Raw genomic sequence first — 15602 nt, forward strand, 5'->3', positions numbered from 1 at the left:
GGCTGTTGCTACCGTCGCACGGCGTTCCGTGGCGACGGACATGAGGAGACACTGTCATGCGCGTCCATCATTCCGCTGGCCGGCCTGCGCCGTTCACGCGCGTGCTGCTGTTGTGCCTGCTGGCCATGGTCACCCCCGCCTGCACCGCCACGTCCCGGGCCGACGCAGACGCGCGCCTGCGGGATGCCGCCAGCCGCGGCGACGCCGATGCGGTGCGGCAGGCGATCGAGGATGGCGCCACGCTGGAGGCGCGCGATGGCCAGGGTCGCACGGCGTTGCTGCTGGCCACGCAGGGCAACAACGTGGATGCCGCGCGCGAGCTGATCGAAGCCGGTGCCGACGTCAATGCCAAGGACGCCATGCAGGACAGCGCCTACCTGTACGCCGGCGCGCGGGGCCTGGATGAGATCCTGGCGATGACCCTGGCGCATGGCGCCGATCTGCGCAGCACCAACCGCTATGGCGGCACCGCGCTGATTCCGGCCGCCGAGCGTGGCCACGTCGCCACCGTACGTACGCTGCTGCGCGCGGGCGTGGCGGTCGATCATGTGAACCGCCTGCACTGGACCGCGCTGCTGGAAGCAATCCTGCTCGGCGATGGCGGTGCGCGCCACCTGCAGATCGTGCAGTTGCTGCTGGAGGCCGGCGCCGACCCGGAGCTGGCCGACGGCGACGGCGTGACGCCGCTGGCGCACGCGCGCCAGCGCGGCTATACCGGAATTGAGACCCTGCTGCGCCAGCACGGCGCGGTGCGCTGAATGCAAACCCCGTCCACCCGCACGCTGGGCGTGCCCATCAGGATGCTGTCCATGTTCCGTTCCCGTCCGTTGTCCCTTGCCATCCTCCTTGCGGTGGCACCGCTGTCGGCGTCTGCCGCCGAGCGCGCCGACCTGCTGATCCGCAATGCCACCGTGGTCGATGTCGAGCACGCCAGTACCCGGGCCGGGCAGAGCGTGGTGATCCGTGGCGAGGACATCGTCGCCGTCGGCCCGGACGCGCAGCTGCGCAGCCAATGGAGCGCGGCCCGCCAGATCGATGCCAAGGGCAAGTACCTGATCCCGGGCCTGTGGGACATGCACGTGCACTTTGGTGGTGGCCCGGCGCTGATCGAAGAGAACAAGGCACTGCTGCCGCTGTACATCGCGCACGGCATCACCACGGTGCGTGACTGTTCCGGCGACCTGCCCGAGCAGGTGCTGCAGTGGCGCGGGGAAATTGCCAAGGGCACGCTGTTCGGTCCGCGGCTGCTCAGCTCGGGCGCGAAGATCGAAGGCCTCAAGCCGGTCTGGAAGGGCACGATCGAAGTGGGCAGCAAGGCCGACGTCGACAAGGCGATCACCCGCCTGCAGCACGACAAGGTCGATTTCGTGAAGATCACCGACAGCACGCTGAAGCCGGAACTGTTCCTGTACTCGGCCAGTGCCGCGCGCAATGCCGGATTCAAGGCGTCGGGGCACATCCCGATGGCGCTGACCGTGGAGCAGGCAATCGATGCCGGGCTGGCCTCGATCGAGCATCTGGACTACGCATTCAAGGCCGGGAGCAAGGACGAGGCGCAGATTGCTGGCGACTTCGGTGCCGGCCGCATCGACCGCGCCGAAGCCAACCGCCGCCTCGACGCCAGCTTCGACCGCGATACGGCGATGCGTGCCTACCGCGATTTCGCCAGGCGCGGCGTGTTCGTGACCCCGACCCTCAACGGTGGCCGCATCCTCGATTTCCTTGACCAGGATGACCACGCGAACGATCCGTACCTGGCTTACATCGGCCCGGGCCTGCGCGCGACCTACCAGTGGCGCGTTGAACGTGCCGCCAAGGCAACGCCAGCGCAGATCGAAGCGCGCCATGCGCAGTACCACCAGGTGGCCGCCGTGCTGCCGATGCTGCAGGAAGCCGGCGTGACGATCATCGCCGGCACCGATGCGGGCTTCCTCAACTCGTTCAACTTCCCGGGCATCGCCCTGCACCAGGAACTGCAGCTGTTCGTGAAGGAGGGCTTGAGCGCGCCGCAGGCGCTGTCTGCCGCGACCCGTTCCGGCCCGGCCTGGTTCGGCCAGATGAATCGTTACGGGGGTGTTGCTCAAGGCAAGGCCGCCGATCTGGTGCTGCTGACCGCCAACCCGCTGCAGGACATTGCCGCCACCGAAAAGATCGACAGCGTGATCCTGCGTGGCAACGTGTATGACCGCGCCGCGCTGGACAAGATGTTGGCTGATACCAAGGCCAAGGTGGCGGCGTGGAATGCCGAGGCGGCGAAGGCGCAGTGATCGACAGGGTCAGAGCCCTTCCCCGTGGGAAGGGATCCGACCCTGTGGCTTCTATGCGGTCGGTGACCTAACGCGGTGCCGGCCGCATTCCGTGCAGCTGCGGCAGTGCGGCCTTCATCGCATCGATGAAGGCGCGCAGCCGTGGCGGCTGCTGGCGCGCGGCGGGAAATACCACGTGTACCGGCAGCGCCGGCGCCTGCCAGTCCGGCAGCAGCTGCACCAGCCGCCCTTGTGCGAGGTCTCCGGCCACCAGCCAGGCCGAGACCACCGCTGCACCCAGCCCAGCACATGCGGCCTGTTGCACCACGAACAGGTTGTCGCTGAGCAGGCGCGGGCTGATCGAAAGGGTATGCGCACGCCCCTGCGCGTCATGCAGCAGCAGGCGTTCGCGGTAGTAGGTGACCAGTGAAATCCACGGCAGTGCCTGCGCCTGTTCTGGTGTGCTGATCGCGGTGGCCTGCACCAGCGAGGGCGCTGCCACGACGATGCGCGGCACTTCGGCGAGCGGCAGTGCGACCATGCGCGGTTCGTCGACCGGTCCCACCCGCACCGCGCAGTCGATGCCTTCGGCGATGAAATCCGGGCGACGATCTTCCAGGATCCACTCCAGGCTCAGCTGTGGGTGCTGGGCGAGGAACGCGAGCATGGTCGGCAGCAGCTGCGCCTGGCCGAAGGCATGCGGCACCATCACCCGCAGGCGTCCGCGCAGCGTTTCCGGTTCGCCGTGCAGTTCGGCCTGCAGCGACTCCCATTCGTCGACCACGCGTTGCGCATGGCGCTGGCAGCGCAGGCCATCTTCGGTCAGCTGCAGGCCATGGGTGGAGCGCTGCAGCAGGCGCAGGCCGAGCTGCCGCTCCAGTGCCTGAAGGCGCCGGCTGACCGTCGGCTGGGTGGTGCCCAGCTGCACGGCGGCGGCAGACAGGCTGCCGGCATCGACGATGCGCAGGAAGGTGCGCAGCAGATCCAGGCGATCGGCGCCGGTGGCGAGGTCATTCATGCGTGTCACGTATGAAGTATATGTGCAGGAGCCTACTACAGACGCATGGCGAATACGGGCAGGATACGCCCACTTCCTCCACCGGACTCCCCCATGTCTACCCCTTCGCTGTCCGTCGTCGCACCCGCGAACGCGCCTTCCACCCCGCTGGTGCTGGCGATGGCGGCCGGCGCCGGCTTTTCGGTCGCCTCGCTGTACTACAGCCAGCCGATGCTGGGCCTGATCGCACAGGACCTTGGCGCAGGTGAGCGCGCCGCCGGGCTGGTGCCGACCCTGACCCAGCTCGGCTACGCGCTGGGCATCCTGCTGCTGGCACCGTTGGGCGACCGCTTCGACCGCCGCCACCTGATCCTGTTGAAGTCCGCGCTGCTGGCGTTGGCACTGGGCGCCGCAGCGATGGCCGCGCACCTGCCGGGCCTGCTGATGGCCAGCCTGCTGGTCGGGTTGATGGCCACGCTGGCGCAGGACATCGTGCCGGCCGCTGCGGTGCTGGCGCCGGATGCACAGCGCGGCCAGATCGTCGGCCGGGTAATGACCGGCCTGCTGCTCGGCATCCTGCTGTCGCGCGTGGTCAGTGGCGTGGTGGCCGAGGCATGGGGTTGGCGTACGCAGTTCGTGCTGGCCGAGGTATCGGTGGCGGCGATGGGCGCAGTGATGGCGCGTGCGCTGCCGCGTTTCGCACCGACCAGCACGCTGCGCTATCCGGCGTTGCTGGGCTCGCTGCTGGCGTTGTGGCGCGAGCAGCCGCAGCTGCGTCGCGCGGTGGCGAGCCAGTCGTTGCTGGCGGTCGGCTTCAGCGCATTCTGGTCGACGTTGGCGCTGATGCTGCATGCCCGCCTGGGCCTGGGCAGTGCGGCGGCGGGTGCGTTCGGTATTGCGGGTGCGGCCGGTGCGCTGGCCGCACCGTTCGCAGGACGTTTCGCTGATCGCCTGGGTTGCCATGCCGTGACGCGGTTGGCGATCGCGGTGGCGCTGCTGGGCTTCGGCCTGCTGCTGGCCGAAGCCTGGCTGCCGGCCGCCGCGCTGCTGCCGCTGCTGGTGGTGAGTGCGCTGCTGTTCGACTTCGGTTTCCAGTCGGCGCTGGTGGCGCACCAGACGCTGGTCTATGGCCTGGTGCCGCCGGCACGCAGCCGGCTCAACGCGCTGCTGTTCACCGGCATGTTCATCGGCATGGCCGCTGGCGGTGCGCTGGGCAGCCTGGCGCTGGCGCAGTGGGGGTGGCACGGCGTGGCCTGGCTGGCGGTGATGTGCGCGGGCGGCAGTCTGCTGCTGCGTTTGAAGTAGGGGTGGTGTTCGGCAGGGCTTGCAGCCCTGCACCTGCGGTAGTGCCGGCCGCTGGCCGGCAACAGCGCAAACAGCGGATTTTCAGTAGCCTTCGACAGGTTCCTGCGGTCTGTTGGAACGGCTCTTGGGGTCAGATCCGTTTTCCGAAGGAAAACGGATCTGACCCCTGATTGATTTCGATATCTGACAGAAGTGTCGACCAAGGTCGACACCTACCAAACGCCATCGGAATCCGTCAGAGGTGGGGCGGTGTCGGAGTGCGGGGTGTCAGCCGCATGGATGCGGCTGCCAAGCTTGCAGGGACGTACTTGCAGCGTCCCCGCAGTCCGACACCGCCCCGCCATCCCACGGAATCCATGCTGTTGCTGTTGCTCCAGCGCGTAGCGGGTGCAGGGCTGCAAGCCCTGCCGAACAACCCCCTAATCGTGACCGCAGTCGTCCAGGCTGATGATGCCGCGCCGCAGCGCCTGGGTCACCGCGTGCGTGCGATCACCCACCCCGAGCTTGTCCATCAGGCTCTTCATGTGCGCCTTCACCGTCTGCTCGGAAATCTGCATGCGCTCGCCGATGCGCTTGTTCGACAGGCCACCGGCCACATGCCGCAGCACCTCGGTCTCGCGCGGCGACAACCGGTCCTCCACCACATGTGCGGCAATGCTCGCAGCGACTGCCGGTGGTATCGGTGCGCGCCGGCCGCCAGCGACCATGCGGATCGTATCGACCAGCTCGTGGCGCAGCATGTCCTTCAACAGGTACGCACTGGCGCCGGCCTGCAGCGCCCGTACCGCACGCACATCACCGCGATAGGTGGTCAGCACGATGATGCGCGCACGCGGGTCCATCGCGCGGATCCGCACGATGGCTTCCACACCATCCAGGCGTGGCATCTGCAGGTCCATCAGCACCACGTCCGGCTGCAGCTGCTGATAGCGCTCGATGGCTTCCTCGCCATCGGCGGCCTCGCCGAGCAGGCGCAGGTCGGAATGGGCGCCCAGCAGCGCGGCCAGGCCGTCACGCAGCAGCGGGTGGTCGTCGACCACCAGCACGCCGATCGGGGCAGGGGACTCAGTCATGGTGGCTTCTACTCCAGGGCCAGCGCCAACGCGATGGACGGCGGTGATACAGGCGACGGGCGGGAACCGCCAGCGCGACTTCAGTGCCCAGCCCGGGGCGGGTCCACAGCCGCAGCTCCGCGCCGAGGCGCTGCGCGCGCTCACGCATGCCCTGCAGGCCCCAATGGCCATGCCCGGCATTTTCGTAGGCGATGCCGACGCCATCGTCGCGCACGTGCAGCAGGAAGCACCGCGCGCCGTAGGACAGCTCTACCTCGATGGCGCTGGCATTGGCGTGGCGCAGTGCATTGCGGATGGCCTCGCGGCCGATCAGGAACACCTCCTCGGCGGCATCGGCCTGCAGCGGTGGTGTTGCGCCTTCCACAGTCAGGCGCAGCGGATTGGTGCCGTGCCCGGCGTATTCGGCGTGAACATCGGCCAGCGCCGAAGCGAGGTCGCGGCCCGCGAAAGGACCGTCGCGCAGTGCGTTGACCCGCTCCCGGCCCTCGGCCAGGTTGCGTTCGGCCAGCTGCATCGCCGATTCCAGCTGGCCGCGCACCCTGTCCGGGGTCTGCGGCGACTGGCTGATCGCGTGCAGCCGCAGGATCAGGCCCTGGCTGCCCTGCAGCAGCGTGTCGTGCAGGTCGCGGGCAATGCGTTCGCGTTCGCCATGGCGTTCCTGCAGGCGCGCACGGAACAGTGCAGCCAGCTGCCCGCTGCGGATGCGCACCGCCAGGACCAGCAGCGCAAGCACCGCGGCGGCGCACAGCAGCTTGAACCACAGGGTCTGCATGAAGGTGGGGGCGATGCGGAAGGTGCGGCTGGCGGGTGCAGTGCTCCAGATGCCGTCTTCGTTGGCGGCTTCCACCTCGAACCGGTAATTGCCCGGTGCGAGGTTGGTGTAATACGCGCGCGTGCTGCTGCCGGCATCCTGCCAGCCGTCGTCGACCCCGGACAGGCGATAGCGGTAGCGGTTGCGCTCCGGGCGCGCCAACGACAGCGCCACGTAATCGATCTGCAATTGGCTGGTGCCGGCCGGAAGGCGCAGGCCGTCGCGCAGTGGCTGGTGTTCACTGCCGTACAGCACGTCGCCGATGCGCACGCTGGGCGCCATGGTGTTGACGTGCGAGCGGGTGGTGTCCAGCCAGGCCAGGCCCTGGTTGGTGGCCAGCCACAACAGGCCATCGCTGGCCAGCGCGGTGGTGGCGATCGGTCCGCTCTGCAGGGCGATGCCCGGCATGCCGTCCACCGCATCGAACAGGCGGGGCGTCACCGGCTGCCGGCTGCGCAGTGCGCGCCGCAGCTGATCGCTCCCGAGCCGGACCAGGCCACGACTGCCATTGAGCCAGAGGTAGCCATTCGCATCGGCCACCATGCCGGTGATGCCTTCCATGACGCCGGCCATGTCGGTGCTCACCTGAACGAACCGGCCATTGCCCGGGCGCACGGCCAATCCGGCCTCGCCGGCTACCAGCAGGAGGTCCTGATGATCGAGTACCGCCGTGATCGGCCCGACCGACAGGCCGTGGCTGGCGTCGAAGGTTTCGATCTGCGTCGCCCCCATGCGGCGCAGCCGGCCGTCTGCATAGCCGAGCAGCAGCTGGCCGTTGGCATCCAGCGCCAGTGACGAGCAGGCCTGTTCGGGCAGGCGGCGTTCGCGTTGCCACTGGCCCTGCTGGTAGTGCAGCAGCCCCCGTTCGCCGGTGCAGACCCAGGCCTGTTCGTCGTCGGGGAACAGCAGGGCATGCAGTGGTTGCCCGGTGAACGGCGCAGGCAGCGGAATCCGCGTGGTGCGGCCGGCCACGGTGCGCGCAAGGTTGACCCAGTCGAACTGCCAGATCGGGGCAGCTGCCTGGCGCGCGGCGGCCTGCAGCTGCGTGGCGCTGCCATCGAGCAGGGTGCGCTCGAGGTCGTAGGGCTTGAGGTCTTCGCCATAGCCATACACATGGCCATCGCTGGCCCGCACCAGCGAGCGGTAGGGATCACTTGGACCAACCGCCAGCGTGTGCACGCTGCGCGCGCGGAAGCGGTTGAGGCCGAGATTGGTGCCGACCCAGAGATTGCCTTCGCGATCAACGATGATCGGCACGGCCGACGTGGCGGTCAGCCCGTGCGGCGAATCGAAGCGCTCCATGCGTATGGCGCGGTCGCCATCGAAGGTGACCCGGGCGACACCGCCATGCGGGCTCATCGTTGCCCACAGCGCGCCATCGGCAGTGAACTGCAGGCGCGCCGCCACCAGCTCCGGCAACCGCCGTGCCTCGCGCTCGCTGTCCGGCAGCAGGCCTCGTGCGTTGGCCAGCGGCGACGTACCGCGCACGCGGTCGGCCAGCCACACTTCCCCCTGCGGACTTTCGGCCAGCGTCGCCATCTGCGAAACGGCGATGCCGGTGTCCTTGAAGGCCGCCTGGCCGGCCGCGCGCACCCAGATCTTCAGGTCGGCCAGTACCCAGAAGGTGCCGCGGCTGTCGTGCAGCAGCCATTGCACGCGATGTTCCGGCACCCCCATGCCAGCGGGCAGCGGCTGCCAGCGTTGGCCAGTGAACTGGCGTAGTCCACCATTGATCGCGGCCCACAGCCGGCCGTCACGGTCCTGGCTGAAGTGTGGCACCACACCCACCGGCACGCCCTGGTCGCGGCCGTAGTTGTGCAGCTGGCCGCGCGCAAACTGACTGATGCCGGCCTGGAAGTAGCCGATCCACAGTGCATCGTCGCGGCCCCGCGCAAGGGTGACCATGTTGGTGGACGGGAAATGGCTGCCCGCGGGAGCGGCCTGGCGTTCAAAGCGACGACCGTCGAAGCGGTACAGCCCTGAGCCGGTGGCCAGCCACAACAGGCCATCGCGGTCCTGGGTGATGTCCCAGATGTCACCGGGGGCGCCCTGGCCGACGCGCCAGGCCGTGTGCTCGTAATCGGGCAACCCGCCGCTCACCGGCGGGCGCTGCACGGCAAGGGCGGGCAGGGCGGTCAACAGCAGCAGGCAGGTCAGCAGCGTCCGCAGGTGACGTTGCAACGGGAAGGGGCGGCCACGCATGGCGCGCATTCTGGCAGGTGCGGGGCAGTCCGGGGTGACCCGAACGGGGTAGGCAGTGGCCGCCGTGGTCGGCTATCACGCCGGCATGACCCCTGGAGCCCGGCCATGCAGCGCCTGTTCGTGATGTTCCCTGATCGCGGTCCGGGCATCGGCCTGCTGTGGCTGCGGCTGTGCCTGGCCGCCGCGCTGTGCGCGCCTGGCACGCATGCTGGTTGGGGGGCGGTGCTGTGCGGGCTGGCGGCGGCCATGCTCGTGCTGGGCGTGTTGACGCCGCTGGCGACCCTGATGGCAGCCGCGACCATGTTCGCGCAGCAGGCACCCTGGCCGCTGGTGGCGTTGCCTGCGGCGCTGCTGATGCTGGGGCCGGGCGCCTACTCGGTGGATGCGCGCTTGTTCGGGCGCCGCCTGCTCGGCCGTCGGCCTCCCCCATTCGGGTAGGTGCCGGCCTAGACCGACGGGGGTAGGGCATCGTGCGCCGGCCACGCACCATGGGCCACCCCCTCGCGGCGCCCCGCATGGCCACCGTCAGTCCGTCCGATCCGTCCGCCACCCCGCTTGCCCCGCAGCAGGCCGCCGCACTGCAGCGCGCCCTGCGCTATGTCGATGAGCACCTGTCGCAGCCGCTGCGGGTGACAGAGCTGGCGCAGGCTGCCTGTGTCAGCCGCTTCCACCTGGTGCGCCTGTTCCGTAGCGGCACCGGTGCCAGCCCGCTGCGCTACGTGCGCCGCCGCCGCATCCAGCGTGCCTGCCAACTGCTGCCCAGCGCGCAGCTGCCGATGGCGTGCCTGGCCCAGCAGCTGGGCTTCTTCGACCAGAGCCATTTCGTCCGCAGCTTCCGCGCCGAGACCGGCTGCAGCCCCGGCCAGTATCGGGCCGGCGATGCGGCCCTGCTGCTTCCCCCTGATCATGTTTCCCACGGAGTCCACCCATGAGCCTTGCCACCGCCACGCCCGCCCCGGCCCTGCTGTCGCCCACCGACCATGCCCTGGTGCTGATCGACTTCCAGTCGCAGATGGCATTTGCTACCCACACGATCGACATCTCCGCGCTGCGCAACAACGTGTCGCTGATCAGCAAGGGGGCCAAGGGGTTCAACGTGCCGGTCGTGTTGACCACGGTGGCCGAGACGTCATTCTCCGGCCCGATGTTCCCGGAACTGCCGCAGATCTTCCCGGGCCAGCCGGTGTTCGACCGCACTTCGATGAATACCTGGGAAGACCAGCCGGTAATCGATGAGATCAACCGCATCGGCAAGCGCCGGCTGGTTCTTGCCGGCCTGTGGACCAGTGTCTGCATCGTGGGTCCGGCGCTGTCGGCGCTGGCGCAGGGCTTCGAGGTCCACGTGATCACCGACGCCTGTGGCGATGTCAGCGAAGAAGCGCACGAGCGTGCGATCACCCGCATGGTGCAGGCCGGCGCGGTGCCGATGACCAGCGTGCAGTACCTGCTTGAACTGCAGCGTGACTGGGCACGCGGTGAAACCTACGACCTGACCACCGGCATCGCCCGCGACCACGCCGGCGGCTATGGCATCGGCATCCAGTACGCCAAGCGCATGTTCGGCGCGCAGGAAGGCGGGCACTGAGCATGCTGGCCGGCCACGGCCACGGCCACGGCCTCGACCTGGCCCTGCTGATGCTGCGGGTGGCGGCAGGCGGCTTCCTGCTGCCGCACGCGCTGGGCAAGCTGTTTGGCTGGTTCGGCGGACCGGGGCTGGCCGGCTTCGCCACCGAGCTGCGCGGTTTCGGGCTGCCGGCAGTGGCGCCGTTGCCGCTGCTGTTGTCCCTGCTGCAGGTGCTGTCCGGGCTGGCCGTGCTGCTGGGCTGGCAGACCCGCATCGCCGCGCTTGCCGCCGCTGCCTTCATCGGCTTCACCGTCCTGTTGGCCTTGCCCAGGGGCTGGTTCTGGATGCGCGGCGGCAGTGAGTACCCGCTGATGTGGGCCACGGTGCTGCTGGCCATCGCCCTGGCCGGGCCGGGGGCCTGGGCGCTGGACGGTCCACGACTTCCGGGAGCTTTCGCATGAGTCACGATCCCCTCGACCACGGCCGCCGCAACGTGGTGCTGGCCAGCGGTGCCGCGGTTGCGCTCGGCCTGGCCGGTCGCGCCGCTGCCGCACTCGATTCCACTTCCAAGGAGCGTCGCATGAGCACGCTGGTCATCCGCAATGCCCGCATCACCACACTCGACCCGCAGCAGCCGCACGCGCAGGCATTGGCCGTGCAGGAGGGCCGCATCGTCGCTGTCGGCAGCGATGAGGAGATCATGCGCGGCTGGGGCAATGAAGCGACCCTGATCGACGCGCAGGGCCGGCGCCTGCTGCCCGGCCTAAACGACAGCCATACCCATCTGATCCGCGGTGGCCTGAACTACAACCTGGAGCTGCGCTGGGACGGTTTGCGCTCGCTGGGCGACGCGCTGGACATGTTGAAGGCCCAGGTCGACCGCACCCCGGCACCGCAGTGGGTGCGCGTGGTCGGTGGCTTCACTGCCGCACAGTTCAACGAGAAGCGCCTGCCGACGCTGCAGGAGCTCAACGACATTGCGCCGGATACGCCGGTGTTCCTGCTGCACCTGTATGACCGCGCGCTGCTCAACCGCGCCGCGCTGCGCGCCTGCGGCTACAGCAAGGACACGCCGGATCCACCGGGCGGGCAGATCGTGCGTGACTCGCTGGGCAACCCGACCGGGCTGCTGCTGGCCAAGCCCAACGCGCTGATCCTGTATGCGACGCTGGCCAAGGGGCCACGCCTGCCGATCGAATACCAGGCCAACTCGACGCGCCACTTCATGCGCGAACTGAACCGGCTCGGCATCACCTCGGTGATCGACGCTGGCGGTGGTTTCCAGAACTACCCCGAGGACTACCAGGTCATCGAGCAGCTGCATCGCGATGACCAGCTGACGGTGCGCATCGCCTACAACCTGTTCACCCAGAACAAGGGCAAGGAAGTGGACGACTTCCGCGGCTGGAGCGAGATACTGCAGCCGCGCCAGGGCGATGACCTGCTGCGCCACAACGGCGCTGGCGAAATGCTGGTGTTCTCCGCGGCCGACTTCGAGCTGTTCAACGAGCCGCGCCCGGAACTGCCGCCTGAGCTGGAACCGGAACTGCACGATGTGGTGAAACTGCTGGTCGAGAAGCGTTGGCCGTTCCGCATCCACGCCACCTATGACGAGAGCATCACCCGCATCCTCGATGTGTACGAACAGGTCAACCGCGAGGTGCCGTTCGATGGCCTGCACTGGTTCATCGACCACGCCGAGACCATCACCCCGCGCAACATCGAACGCATCCGCGCGCTGGGCGGCGGCATCGCCGTGCAGCACCGCATGGCCTACCAGGGCGAAGCCTTCGTCGAGCGCTATGGTGTGCAGGCGGCGCGGCACACGCCGCCGGTCAAGCGCATGCTGGCCGAAGGCGTGCCGGTCGGTGCCGGTACCGATGCCACCCGCGTGGCCAGCTACAACCCGTGGGTGGCGTTGTCCTGGCTGGTGACCGGGCGCACCGTGGGCGGGCTGGCCCTGTATGGCGATGAGAACCTGCTCGAGCGCGAACAGGCGCTGCGCCTGTGGACCCAGGGCAGCGCCTGGTTCTCCGGCGACGAAGCGGTGAAGGGCACGCTGAAAGCTGGCCAGCTGGCTGATTTCATCCTGCTCTCGGCCGACTTCTTCCGCGTTGATGACGCGCAGATCGCCGACATCACCAGCCTGCTGACCGTGGTCGGCGGCCGCATCGTGCACGCCGACGGCGACTACGCCGGCCTGGCGCCGCAGCTGCCGCCGGCGATGCCGGACTGGTCGCCGGTCAACCGCTTCGGTGGCTACCACGTCGGCGGTGCTGCCACCGGATTGGCCGCCGCCCATCGCCACCATCACGGTGTCGCCTGCAGCACCCACGGCGCGCACGGGCATGCGGCCCGGCATGCGGCACCCACCGATGACCTGACCGCGTTCTGGGGCGCGATGGGATGCTCGTGCTTCGCCTTCTGAGCCTGGCGCTGCTGGCCATGCCATGGATGGCGCTGGCCTGTGACACCGGCCGCTGCACCGACATGGGCGCCGGGCAACTGCAATGGGACGCCTCGCTGCGCTTCAGGGGGATGTACTACGACCCGGCCCGGTTCGGTATCGGCGGCAGTGAAGACGGCTACGGTCTGCTGCGTGCACTGGCGTCGGCCACGTATGTCGAGGACAACTGGCAGGCACGGGTGCAGCTGGGCGTGCATGCCGAGAATGGCAAGGCAGGTGGACCCGGCCGCACCGACCGCAGCGCGCTGGACGTGCAGCAGGCGTACTGGCGCTGGCAGCGCGGTGGCTTCCATCTGCAACTCGGCCGGCAGGAAGCCGGCTATGGCAGCTCGCGGCTGTTGTCGGTGCGCGATGGGCCGAACATCCGCCTGGCGTTCGACGGTGCGCGCGTGGGTTGGAAGGTTAGATCCGGCACGCTTGAACTGATGGCGCTGCGTCCGCTGGAGAACCGACCGGGTGCCCTCGATGATCGCGGCGAACACGGCGCCCACCTGTGGGGTGCCTATGCCACCACGGCACGCGGGCGGGGCGTGGGACAGTGGGATCTGTACCTGCTTGACTACCGTCGCGACGGCGCGCTCTTTGCCGCCGGCAGCGGCACCGAACGTCGGCAGACCCTGGGCGCGCGCTGGTTCGGCCAGGCTGGTGCACTGGACTGGAACAGCGAGCTGGTGGCGCAGGGCGGTGAACTGCGAACGACCGCTGGCACGCTCGCTATCCACGCCTGGACGCTGGCCACCGATACGGGGTGGCGCTGGACGGACCTGCCGCTGCAGCCGCGTCTGGGGCTGAAGGCCGACATCGCCAGTGGCGATGGCAATCTGCACGACGGCCGCCTGGGCACCTTCAATGCCTTGTTCCCGAAATCGGCCTATTTCAGCGAGGCCAGCCTGCTGGCCCCGGCCAACCTGATGGACGTCCAGCCGACCCTGACACTGCGCCTGCACGACGCGGTGACCACGGAACTGGGCGTACAGATGGCCTGGAAGCATCGTCGCGCCGATGCGGTCTACACCACGCCGGCACCGCTGGTGGCGTTGCCGGGCAGCGCCGGCGGCGCGCGCCGCATCGGCACGCAGTACAAATCCGAAACCCGCTGGCAGGCCAGCGAACACTGGCAATGGCAGCTGCAGCTGGCCTGGGTCGATGCCGGGCCTGCACTGAAGCAGGCCGGCGGCCGGGACACGCTGTTCGCCTCGATCGTTGGAGCATGGCAATGGTGAACGCAACCGCGTCGCACCCCCCCGCACAGGCCGCAGGCGCCTGGTCCCCACTGAAGATCCAGATGTTCCGCTCGATCTGGCTGGCGATCCTGGCCAGCAACATCGGCACCTGGGTCAACGACGTGGCCGCCGCCTGGGTGATGGCCGAACGTACCGGCTCGCCGTTGATGGTGGCCCTGGTGCAGTCGGCCACCACCGTGCCGATCGTGCTGCTGGCACTGGCCGCCGGAACCCTGGCCGACATCGTTGATCGCCGCAGGTACCTGCTGGCCACGCAGGGCTGGATGCTGCTGGTCGCCGCCGTGATGGCGGCGCTGACCGCGATGGACATGCTGACCCCGCAGCTGCTGGTGCTGCTGACCTTCTGCATGGGCTGCGGTGCGGCGATGGCGATGCCGGCGCAGGCCGCTATCGTGTCCGAACTGGTGCCGCAGCCGATGCTGGCCTCGGCGGTGGCGCTGAACTCGATCGGCATCAACATCGCGCGCTCGATCGGCCCGGCCATCGGCGGCGTGATCGTCGCCCAGCTCGGTGCGGTCTGGGCCTTCGGCTTCAACGCCATCACCTTCGCCGCGATGCTGTTCGTGGTGTGGGGCTGGAAGCGCGACCCGAAGCAGTCCAGCCTGCCGCCGGAAGGCTTCGGTGCGGGCCTGAAAGCGGGCCTGCGCTATGCCAGCCGCGCCGGGCGGTTGCAGGCGGTGTTGATCAAGTCGGTCGGCTTCTTCTTCTTCGCCGCAGCGATGAATGCGCTGCTGCCGGTGGTGGTGCGTGGGCAGATGCAGGGCGGGGCGGGCCAGTACGGCATGCTGCTCGGCTGCATCGGCATCGGTGCGGTGGGGGGTGCGCTGCTGCTGCCGAAGCTGCGCGCGCAGCTGGATCGCGACCTGCTGGTGCTGCTGGCGACCCTGTCGCTGGCCATGAGCCTGGTCGGGCTGGCGCTGACCCGAAGCTGGTACGTGCTGCCGCTGGTGATGCTGGTCAATGGCTTTGCCTGGATCACCGTGCTGTCGTCGCTGCAGATCGCGGCGCAGACCGCAGTGCCGGCGTGGGTGCGTGCGCGTGCGCTGGCGCTGTACATCATGGTGTTCTCTGCCGGCATGGCCGCCGGCGGCCTGAGCTGGGGCGCACTGGCTCAGCGCACCTCGCCGGAGCTGGCCCTGCTGGTGGCTGCCGCGGGTGCGGTCATCGGCGGGTTGCTGGTGTGGCGCGTGCGCATCGCCGGCACCGAAGACCTGAACCTGCGTCCGGCGGGGCACTGGCCAGCCCCCGAACTGTCGGTACCGGTATCCAATGATCGAGGCCCGGTGCTGGTGACCATCGAGTACCGCATTGACGATGCTGATCGCGCCGCGTTCCAGGCGCAGATGCGCACGCTGGGCACCATCCGCCGCCGCGATGGCGCCGTGGTCTGGGGCGTGGTCGAGGACGTGGCCAGTCCAGGCATCCACCTGGAGTATTTCGTGACCCCGTCGTGGCTGGAGCACCTGCGCCAGCACGAACGCATCACCGCCGACGACAGGGCGATCCAGGAAGTGCTGCGCGGATTGCATCGCGGTGAGCGTGCGCCGGTGGTGCGCCACTTCGTGGGTGGGCATGACCCGCTGCCTGTCGCTGTGCCGCATCACCACACCGACATCTGAAAAAAAAGGGGACGGAGGGGATTAAGTCGTTTGTGCACAAACGACTTAATCCCCTCCGTCCCCTTTTTGCGATC

General features: G+C 68.8%; 13 protein-coding genes. 10 read left to right on the plus strand and 3 right to left on the minus strand.

What is annotated here, in order from left to right; translation table 11 throughout:
* The first annotated feature begins 56 nt into the window (after nucleotides 1-56).
* Together AC5P53_RS13150 and AC5P53_RS13155 are read left to right on the plus strand one after the other, a co-directional pair.
* Nucleotides 57-758, plus strand: coding sequence for an ankyrin repeat domain-containing protein (locus AC5P53_RS13150; protein ID WP_241887000.1), 702 nt, complete (start codon nucleotides 57-59; stop codon nucleotides 756-758).
* Between the two features lie 51 nt (nucleotides 759-809).
* Nucleotides 810-2267, plus strand: a complete 1458-nt coding sequence (locus AC5P53_RS13155; protein ID WP_241886999.1) for an amidohydrolase family protein — start codon at nucleotides 810-812, stop codon at nucleotides 2265-2267.
* Between the two features lie 67 nt (nucleotides 2268-2334).
* Here the strand turns inward: AC5P53_RS13155 and AC5P53_RS13160 are convergent, their stop codons facing one another.
* On the minus strand, nucleotides 2335-3264 hold the full coding sequence (locus AC5P53_RS13160; protein ID WP_014647478.1) for a LysR family transcriptional regulator: 930 nt from the start codon (nucleotides 3262-3264) through the stop codon (nucleotides 2335-2337).
* A gap of 93 nt (nucleotides 3265-3357) precedes the next feature.
* Between AC5P53_RS13160 and AC5P53_RS13165 the strand changes: the two genes are divergently transcribed.
* Nucleotides 3358-4548, plus strand: coding sequence for an MFS transporter (locus AC5P53_RS13165; protein WP_495227411.1), 1191 nt, complete (start codon nucleotides 3358-3360; stop codon nucleotides 4546-4548).
* A 419-nt stretch (nucleotides 4549-4967) separates the two neighbouring features.
* Here AC5P53_RS13165 and AC5P53_RS13170 read toward each other — a convergent pair whose 3' ends face one another.
* On the minus strand, nucleotides 4968-5621 hold the full coding sequence (locus tag AC5P53_RS13170; protein ID WP_495227412.1) for a response regulator: 654 nt from the start codon (nucleotides 5619-5621) through the stop codon (nucleotides 4968-4970).
* On the minus strand, nucleotides 5614-8643 hold the full coding sequence (locus AC5P53_RS13175) for a sensor histidine kinase (RefSeq protein ID WP_241886996.1): 3030 nt from the start codon (nucleotides 8641-8643) through the stop codon (nucleotides 5614-5616). Before AC5P53_RS13175 ends, AC5P53_RS13170 begins: the two co-directional genes overlap by 8 nt.
* 96 nt (nucleotides 8644-8739) lie before the next feature.
* Here AC5P53_RS13175 and AC5P53_RS13180 point away from each other — a divergent pair, with 96 nt between their 5' ends.
* The 7 genes from AC5P53_RS13180 (at nucleotide 8740) to AC5P53_RS13210 (ending at nucleotide 15528) form a co-directional block, all read left to right on the plus strand.
* Entirely contained in the window at nucleotides 8740-9072 is a 333-nt protein-coding gene (locus AC5P53_RS13180; RefSeq protein ID WP_046431144.1) for a hypothetical protein, read from the plus strand.
* Nucleotides 9073-9149: 77 nt separating this feature from the next.
* Complete coding sequence (locus AC5P53_RS13185) at nucleotides 9150-9566, plus strand: helix-turn-helix transcriptional regulator (RefSeq protein ID WP_049407118.1); 417 nt, start codon at nucleotides 9150-9152, stop codon at nucleotides 9564-9566.
* A complete protein-coding gene (locus tag AC5P53_RS13190) occupies nucleotides 9563-10219 on the plus strand; it encodes a hydrolase (protein ID WP_014647472.1) in 657 nt (218 codons plus the stop codon). The genes AC5P53_RS13185 and AC5P53_RS13190 overlap by 4 nt, the downstream gene beginning before the upstream one ends.
* A gap of 2 nt (nucleotides 10220-10221) precedes the next feature.
* Nucleotides 10222-10659, plus strand: a complete 438-nt coding sequence (locus AC5P53_RS13195; protein ID WP_053495060.1) for a DoxX family protein — start codon at nucleotides 10222-10224, stop codon at nucleotides 10657-10659.
* A gap of 119 nt (nucleotides 10660-10778) precedes the next feature.
* Nucleotides 10779-12626: an amidohydrolase gene (locus AC5P53_RS13200; protein WP_180835401.1), complete on the plus strand. Its 1848-nt coding sequence runs from the start codon at nucleotides 10779-10781 to the stop codon at nucleotides 12624-12626.
* Nucleotides 12605-13888, plus strand: a complete 1284-nt coding sequence (locus AC5P53_RS13205; RefSeq protein WP_241886994.1) for an alginate export family protein — start codon at nucleotides 12605-12607, stop codon at nucleotides 13886-13888. The genes AC5P53_RS13200 and AC5P53_RS13205 overlap by 22 nt, the downstream gene beginning before the upstream one ends.
* Nucleotides 13882-15528 (plus strand): MFS transporter, encoded by a 1647-nt coding sequence (locus tag AC5P53_RS13210; RefSeq protein ID WP_241886992.1) that lies wholly within the window; start codon nucleotides 13882-13884, stop codon nucleotides 15526-15528. Before AC5P53_RS13205 ends, AC5P53_RS13210 begins: the two co-directional genes overlap by 7 nt.
* Nucleotides 15529-15602: the final 74 nt, after the last annotated feature.

It is taken from the genome of Stenotrophomonas sp. YJH_SMC_82 (assembly GCF_059368875.1).

What these genes read in the sequence shown, in the direction of transcription:
- AC5P53_RS13150 (WP_241887000.1), top strand. Translation starts at nt 57, where the DNA reads ATGCGCGTCCATCATTCCGCTGGCCGGCCTGCGCCGTTCACGCGCGTG.
- AC5P53_RS13155 (WP_241886999.1), top strand. Translation starts at nt 810, where the DNA reads ATGTTCCGTTCCCGTCCGTTGTCCCTTGCCATCCTCCTTGCGGTGGCA.
- AC5P53_RS13160 (WP_014647478.1), bottom strand. Translation starts at nt 3,264, where the DNA reads ATGAATGACCTCGCCACCGGCGCCGATCGCCTGGATCTGCTGCGCACC.
- AC5P53_RS13165 (WP_495227411.1), top strand. Translation starts at nt 3,358, where the DNA reads ATGTCTACCCCTTCGCTGTCCGTCGTCGCACCCGCGAACGCGCCTTCC.
- AC5P53_RS13170 (WP_495227412.1), bottom strand. Translation starts at nt 5,621, where the DNA reads ATGACTGAGTCCCCTGCCCCGATCGGCGTGCTGGTGGTCGACGACCAC.
- AC5P53_RS13175 (WP_241886996.1), bottom strand. Translation starts at nt 8,643, where the DNA reads ATGCGCGCCATGCGTGGCCGCCCCTTCCCGTTGCAACGTCACCTGCGG.
- AC5P53_RS13180 (WP_046431144.1), top strand. Translation starts at nt 8,740, where the DNA reads ATGCAGCGCCTGTTCGTGATGTTCCCTGATCGCGGTCCGGGCATCGGC.
- AC5P53_RS13185 (WP_049407118.1), top strand. Translation starts at nt 9,150, where the DNA reads ATGGCCACCGTCAGTCCGTCCGATCCGTCCGCCACCCCGCTTGCCCCG.
- AC5P53_RS13190 (WP_014647472.1), top strand. Translation starts at nt 9,563, where the DNA reads ATGAGCCTTGCCACCGCCACGCCCGCCCCGGCCCTGCTGTCGCCCACC.
- AC5P53_RS13195 (WP_053495060.1), top strand. Translation starts at nt 10,222, where the DNA reads ATGCTGGCCGGCCACGGCCACGGCCACGGCCTCGACCTGGCCCTGCTG.
- AC5P53_RS13200 (WP_180835401.1), top strand. Translation starts at nt 10,779, where the DNA reads ATGAGCACGCTGGTCATCCGCAATGCCCGCATCACCACACTCGACCCG.
- AC5P53_RS13205 (WP_241886994.1), top strand. Translation starts at nt 12,605, where the DNA reads ATGCTCGTGCTTCGCCTTCTGAGCCTGGCGCTGCTGGCCATGCCATGG.
- AC5P53_RS13210 (WP_241886992.1), top strand. Translation starts at nt 13,882, where the DNA reads ATGGTGAACGCAACCGCGTCGCACCCCCCCGCACAGGCCGCAGGCGCC.